The organism is Nitrospiria bacterium, assembly GCA_035517655.1.
Lineage (GTDB): Bacteria > Nitrospirota > Nitrospiria > JACQBZ01 > JACQBZ01 > JACQBZ01.
In genome coordinates this window covers 40,442-47,031 of the sequence record DATIYJ010000066.1, presented here as the reverse complement: position 1 = coordinate 47,031, position 6,590 = coordinate 40,442, and the positions used below count along the sequence as shown (strand labels likewise).

Annotated in this window: 5 protein-coding genes; all 5 read left to right on the top strand. The window is 56.3% G+C overall.

The genetic code is table 11. The features are described 5' to 3' along the window. The coding region (locus tag VLY20_12265; protein HUK57421.1) for a hypothetical protein at positions 1 to 1,177 on the top strand (1,177 nt) is incomplete at its 5' end. A 187-nt stretch (positions 1,178 to 1,364) separates the two neighbouring features. Beyond that, positions 1,365 to 2,474, top strand: coding sequence for a nitric oxide reductase (locus VLY20_12260; GenBank protein HUK57420.1), 1,110 nt, complete (start codon positions 1,365 to 1,367; stop codon positions 2,472 to 2,474). 62 nt (positions 2,475 to 2,536) lie between these two features. Beyond that, positions 2,537 to 3,448 carry a cytochrome c gene (locus tag VLY20_12255; protein HUK57419.1) on the top strand — a complete coding sequence of 304 codons (912 nt, stop codon included), beginning with the start codon at positions 2,537 to 2,539 and terminating at the stop codon, positions 3,446 to 3,448. A gap of 42 nt (positions 3,449 to 3,490) precedes the next feature. Next, positions 3,491 to 5,191, top strand: coding sequence for a c-type cytochrome (locus tag VLY20_12250; GenBank protein HUK57418.1), 1,701 nt, complete (start codon positions 3,491 to 3,493; stop codon positions 5,189 to 5,191). 143 nt (positions 5,192 to 5,334) lie between these two features. Then, positions 5,335 to 6,573, top strand: a complete 1,239-nt coding sequence (gene glp / locus VLY20_12245; GenBank protein ID HUK57417.1) for a gephyrin-like molybdotransferase Glp — start codon at positions 5,335 to 5,337, stop codon at positions 6,571 to 6,573. The last annotated feature ends 17 nt before the right edge of the window (positions 6,574 to 6,590 follow it).

Below are 6,590 nucleotides of genomic sequence, written 5' to 3'. Positions count from 1 at the left end.
GAAGGGGAGATATTTGGGGAATCTCTGGGCGGTCATGCACAATGCCTTATGGAATCCTCTGAACGTTCACCGGATCATCGGGAACATGGTGTTCGGCGGCGGAATCGTTGCGGCCTACGCGGCCTATAAATTTCTCGCGGCTAAGAACCAGGAAGAAAAAGCCTACTACGACTGGATGGGCTACATCGCGATGTTCATGGCGGTTGCATCGTTAATCCCGTTGCCCTTCGCCGGTTACTGGCTGATGCGCGAGGTCTACGGTTTCCGTCAACAGATGGGCATTACGCTGATGGGCGGTCTGCTGGCCTGGTTGTTCATCATCCAGGCGGTTCTGATCGGCGCGCTCTTCTTTTCCACCAACTACTACCTGTTCAACGGCATGGAGCGGATGAGGGGGGCGGAGCGGTACCAAAAATACATCAAGTATGTTCTTTTCCTTACAACCGCCGCCTTCCTGGTCTGGTTGACGCCGCATACCTTGGTCATGCGACCGGCCGAGTTGAAAGCGATCGGCGGGCAGCAGCACCCCGTAATCGGAAACTTCGGCGTTATGTCGGCCAAGAACGGGGCCGTGAACACCATGATCATGACCACGATCATTTCGTTTCTTTTGTATCAACGCAGCAATAAAATCGTTACGGTGAAATGGGAGGCCTGGGGCAACGCCGCATTGATGGCGATGTTTACGGTGGCCCTTGTGAACAACTGGTGGCTGGCGATCTACGGATATTACATCCCGGCCAACGTGCGCGTCGGGCTCTCGGTACCCCAGGTGATCGGAACGTTAACCACCTTGTTTGTGGGGAGCGCAATCAACATTGCGATGATGAGGGGGTCCAAGTTGACCGGTCCGATCGAGTGGGGTAAAATCTCGGTTCGTTCGCAGTACGCCTTGTTTGCGTTGGCGGTCTCCTTTACATGGTTGATGGCCTTGATGGGATACATCCGGTCCTCGGTGCGCTTGTTCTGGCACGTGATGGAAGTCTTTCGGGATAATTCCCCGTGGGCCTTTACCCACACGATCGGGTTTGCTGCGAATATGATGTCGTTGAACGTTCTGGCCTTCTGGTTATTTGTGTTGTTCGTGTTCTGGTTGGGCGAACTGACCTCAAAGCATGCGGTTGCCGAGGCGAAGAAAGAGATTGCAAGACCCGTAATAGCCGGTGGCTCGGAGTAAACGCCCACCTCATTAATAATCTCTGGGGGCCGGCTGCCGGCCCCCAAAACTTACCCACAGGAGATTAAACGTGACAAAAGGGTATTTATCCGTTGTAATCCTGTTAGCTCCGGTCCTTCTTTTCATACTGGCCTACAATTTTCCAAAGTTACGAACTATCCTCGTAGCCATTGGTTTTTACGCGGTCATGACCGGAATTTTTGACACCTATTCGAACTGGCTCCCGCAAACCCGTGGTGAAGTTCCGCCGCCCCCGCCGAAGATGGAGGCCGGAGCAGTGGACGCCATGCCGACGGATAAACTGGCCGATATGGGCGAAGCGGTGATTTTTGGAAAGGTCGGCGGGTTTGCCGAGCGAGGCATCGGGCCGGGGCAATGCCCACTTTGTCATACCTTTAAGAAAGGCGATATCGGGGATCGCGCGCCGAACCTGATCGGGATTGCCGAGCGGGCCGCAGAGCGGATCAAGGATCCCCGATATTTGAAGCCCGATACCGTTCAGACCGAGTCCTTTAAAGGGAGCGGTCGGGCCACGACGGCCGAAGAGTATATCGCCGAGTCTCACGTTTGTCCGTCCTGTTATGTGGTCGCGGGCTTTGGCACAAAGGGCACCAACGACAGAGAGAGCCCGATGCCGGCCATTCACAAGCCCCCGATCAGTTTGACCATCGATCAGCTGATTGCGGTTGATACCTGGCTGTTTTTCAGGGAAGGGAATACCCCGCCTTCTGCAAAAGAAATCCGTGCGGCTTACGAAAAATTCATCCCGGAATCCGATCGGCCCAAAGCAGGCGCTCCGACCACCGCGCAGGCTCCCGCAGCGGCCGGTCCGCCCGTTGCGTTGGCCTCCGATACACCGGAGCAGATCGTGACGAAGATGGGTTGTTTTGCCTGCCATCAGATTCCGGGGATCGCCACCGCGAAGTTCGGTGTGATCGGGCCTCTGTTGATCGAAGGGCACAATGCGGCCAGACGTATTGCCTCTCCGGCATACCAGGCCCAGGTCAAAGCGGGGAAGGCCCATGCAAAAACGCCGAAGGAATACGTGATGGAATCCATCGTCAATCCGAATGCGTTTATTGTTCCCCAGTTTGTCCAAAAGGCCACTCCGACCGTTTCACCGATGATTCAGGACTTTGCCCAGAAGTTTACTTACGGGGCCTTGGAAAAGATGGCCGACTATTTATTGGCACAGAACTGTGAACAAGCTCAAAAGGACGGTTTAAAAGGGCCCCCGCAAGAATCATTCGCCACAGTCTGCGGCGGCGGTGGAGGGAAGTCGGCTTCGGCCAAATGAGTGTCGGCCGATAAGGAAGCTTTTCAATTATTGTCATCCCCGAAATTTTCTGGAGGTGAGTGATGTGGATTCCAGGTATACAACCTATTGAACTGCTCCTAATTATCACGGCCGTGGCGATTGCCTATGTCGGCATCAATTATTTGCTGACTAACATAGGCAAAAGGATCCCGGCTTTCCCGCAGGCCATTCTGCTCTGGCTTGGGGCCTACACGATTTTCAAGTATGTGTTGACCCCGCCGATTCCTTCCGCGCTTCTCTACACCTACATGGGGCTGGTCACCCTGGTTGTCTTCCTGTTCATTTCATCCACGGAGAAGGGATGGACGGAATTTAAGAGGCCGATCCTCAATACCGTCATGGCCGCGACCCCGATTTACAAGGGGGTCAGAACGGTTTCCTTCGTGGCGATTCCTTTGTTGGTGGGCTACGGGACCTACGATTTGATCGTTCCGTCTTTCGACGAACCGGTCGAACTGAGAACCGTGCATCCGGCGCCGCCCGCGGCCGTCACGGTACGCGGCCAAAACTTCACACTGCAAACCGCCCGCAATCCCTTCCGCGTCGATGAAAATGGAAATTATCTGGATGTGGGTAAAGAGGAAAAGTATTTTCATATGAATCCCTTTTCACCGGATGCGAAAGGGTACCTTTTGTATGTGAGGGAAGGCGGGGCCATTTTCTTTCAGAACTGTCATTTCTGCCACGGCGACAACCTGAACGGCCGCGGTATGTTTGCGTTTGCCTTCAACCCGATTCCGGCCAACTTTTCCGACCCGGGAACCATCGCCCAGCTTCAGGAGACCTTCGTCTTCTGGCGAATCTCGAAGGGAGGACCCGGGCTTCCTCGGGAAGGTTTCCCCTGGGCCTCCGCCATGCCTCCGTGGGAGGAACATCTGACCACGGATGAGATCTGGAAAGTGAACATGTTTGAATATTGGCATACGGAATTCTTCCCCAGGACATGGGATTAGAATTAGGGTCCATCATCCGTTTACGTGAAAGGGGCACGAGCGATGAACAAGATTTTATCTGTCTTCGGAAATAAGAAAGCGGTCGCGGTGGGGATCGTCACGGTTGCGCTCATCGCATCCGGAAGCGTGGTCCTGACCTTGGCCCAGACCAAGGATGAAAAGGCCCCCGCCGCTGCCGCGGGCGCGGGTCGTCCGGCCAAGCCATCGCAGCCCGATATCGATGCCGGCAAGCAGATCTATTTTAAGAAGTGTGTTTGGTGCCACGGCCCCGAAGGCGCGGGAGACGGGCCGTCGGCCGATCGCCTCTGGCCGAGGCCCAGAAATTTCAACGCGGGAACATTCAAGATTCGGACCACGGCGAGCGGCGAGCTTCCGACCGAGAACGATCTCTTCTTGACCGTGACCCACGGATTGCCGGGCTCCGCCATGCCGTCCTGGGATGGGATTCTGACCGACCAGCAGCGCCACCAGGTGATCGCGTTCGTCATGACCAATCTTGTGAAAGACCGGAACTTTCAGGATACCGAGAATGAAGACTTCCATGTGATCGACTTCGGCAAACAGATCCCCACCTCCGACGAAAGCATCAAAAGAGGGAAGGATGTTTTCATGAACAAGGGGAAGTGCGTGGAGTGCCACGGCAATGACGAGCGCGGCGACGGGAACAAAACCCAGAAGGATGAGTGGGGCTTCCCCATCTTTCCGGCCGATCTGCACAAATGCTGGAACTTCCGCGGGAACCGTGAAGATCCCTATAATCCAAGGAACATCTTCCGGGAAGTCTCGACCGGCCTGAACGGCACCCCGATGCCCTCGTTCGCCGATGCCCTGACTCCGGAACAGCGTTGGGACGTGGCCAATTTTGTGATTTCCCTCTGCCCGAAGCAAAAGATCGATCCGCTGACGGCCCATCCGGCCCTGTCGTTTGTGGTCAAATCGCTCTTTGTCAAAGGTGATATACCGAGCAACCCGAATGATCCGACCTGGCAGAAAATCGATCCGCAGTATATCGGTCTGGCCGGGCAGATCACCCACAAACCCCGCAACTTCGTCCGTCTGGTGGACGATGTTTGGGTGAAGTCCATCTTCAACGGCAAAGAAATCGGCTGGGAGTTTGAATGGGACGATCGGATCAAGAGCGTGGCCACTCCGGAAACGTTGGCGCAAGCGGCCAGTTTCCAGGAAACGCCGCCGGCCGGGGAGCCGATCGCATTGAGGCAATACCCGATGTTCAACGATGCGGTTGCCATCCAGTTTCCCGCCAAGTGGCAGACGTTGGCCCCGCCGGAGAAGCCGCGGTTCATATTCGGGGATACCAAGAACGCGGTCGATGTCTGGAAATGGGAGGCCGACGGAACGACGACCGAATATACCGGTCACGGGTCGATCGGCGGCGACCTGAAGCTGGATGCCCGTCCCACGCACAACGTGAAAACGGTTTATGCCGAGTATAAAGACGGCCGCTGGTACGTCATTATGACACGCGCGATGACCACGAGCGACAAGGAAAACGACGTGCAATTTGAAATGGGGAAATATATTCCGACCGTGTTCTTCGTCTGGGACGGCAACAACGGCGACCATGGTTTGAAGACGTCGATCTCGACCTGGTACTACACCATCCTTCAGCCGCCGACTCCGATGCAGGCGTATGTTTATCCGTTCTTCGCCGTGATCGTGGTCTTCGGAATCGAGGGCTGGATCATTCGCAAGGTCAGCGCGGATAAGCAAAAGCGCAAATAAAAACCGCTGTAGTCTTTCATGCAAGGGGGGTGACGCGTGTCACCCCCTTTTGCGTTTCGGCTGAATTCGATCATGAGTCGGCTTGCCTTTACAGGTTGCCGCCCTTGGGTTATAATACGGGCCTTTAATGAATGGGTGTCGGAATGATTCCGGTTGAAAAGGCGCGGTCGTTGGTGCTTGATCAAATCCAGCGAATGGGAACCGAGAAACAGGATCTCCTTCATTCGTTGGGGCGCGTGCTGGCCGAACCGGTGGTCTCGGGACGGGATCATCCGCCGTGGAACAGTTCCGCGATGGACGGCTATGCGGTCCGGCACGAGGATGTCTCGACAGCCTCAGAAAAAAAACCGGTTCGCCTGGATGTGGTTGAGGAGATTGCGGCGGGCGCCCTTCCGACCAAGACCGTCGAAAAAGGACAGGCCGGTCGGATCATGACAGGGGCGCCTGTTCCGAAGGGGGCGGATGCGGTCGTTCGCGTTGAGGACACCCGCACGGAAGGGGATTCCGTCCAGATCGTTTGTCCCGCCGAGCGGGGCGAAAATGTCCGCCTGCGCGGCGAGGATATCCAGGCCGGTCTTGTCGTTCTGGCCCAAAACAGCGTGATGGGTCCGGCGGAGGTGGGGATGCTGGCTTCTGTGGGCCGGTCCCATGTCCTTGTTTACCAGCGTCCGCGGGTTGCGATTCTTGCGACGGGCAATGAACTGGCCGATTTCCATGAGCCGTTGACCCCGAACAAAATCATGAACAGCAACGGGTATGCATTGGCGGCTCAGGTGCTCGAAGCGGGAGGCGTTCCGGTGATCCTCGGCATCGCGAGGGATAACCGCGAGGATCTTCAAGACCGCCTGACGCAGGCGCGGTCGTCCGATCTAATTCTGATTTCGGGAGGCGTCTCGGTCGGGATGTACGATTTCGTCAAGGATGTGCTGGAACAACTGGGGATCCTGATGGCTTTCTGGAAGGTTGCGATGAAACCGGGCGAGCCGCTGGCCTTCGGCAGCCTTCAAGGGAAACCCATTTTCGGCCTTCCGGGAAATCCCGTATCGACGATGGTGACCTTTGAACAATTTGTGCGGCCGGCGCTCCGGAAGATGGAGGGGCACACCTTGCTGTTCCGCCCGGTCATCGAGGCGAGCCTGATGGAACGGCTCACGAAGAAGCCGGGGAAGACCCATTTCGTGAGAGCGGTGGTGAAAAAAACGGGGGACCGCTATGAAGTCTGGACAACGGGAAGCCAGAGCTCCGGCGTCCTGACCTCGATGGTCAAAGCCGACGGCCTCTTGATCTTTCCGTCGGAGTCCGATGAAATGGCGAAGGGACAGGTTGTGAAGGTGCAGCTGCTGGGCAAAAGCTTTTTAGGTCAACCCGATCCGGGATATTAAGTCCAGAGGGACGGCCC

Excerpts from the sequence above, each read along its gene's own strand:
- VLY20_12255 (HUK57419.1), top strand. The coding sequence starts at position 2,537 with ATGTGGATTCCAGGTATACAACCTATTGAACTGCTCCTAATTATCACG.
- VLY20_12250 (HUK57418.1), top strand. The coding sequence starts at position 3,491 with ATGAACAAGATTTTATCTGTCTTCGGAAATAAGAAAGCGGTCGCGGTG.
- VLY20_12260 (HUK57420.1), top strand. The coding sequence starts at position 1,365 with ATGACCGGAATTTTTGACACCTATTCGAACTGGCTCCCGCAAACCCGT.
- glp (HUK57417.1), top strand. The coding sequence starts at position 5,335 with ATGATTCCGGTTGAAAAGGCGCGGTCGTTGGTGCTTGATCAAATCCAG.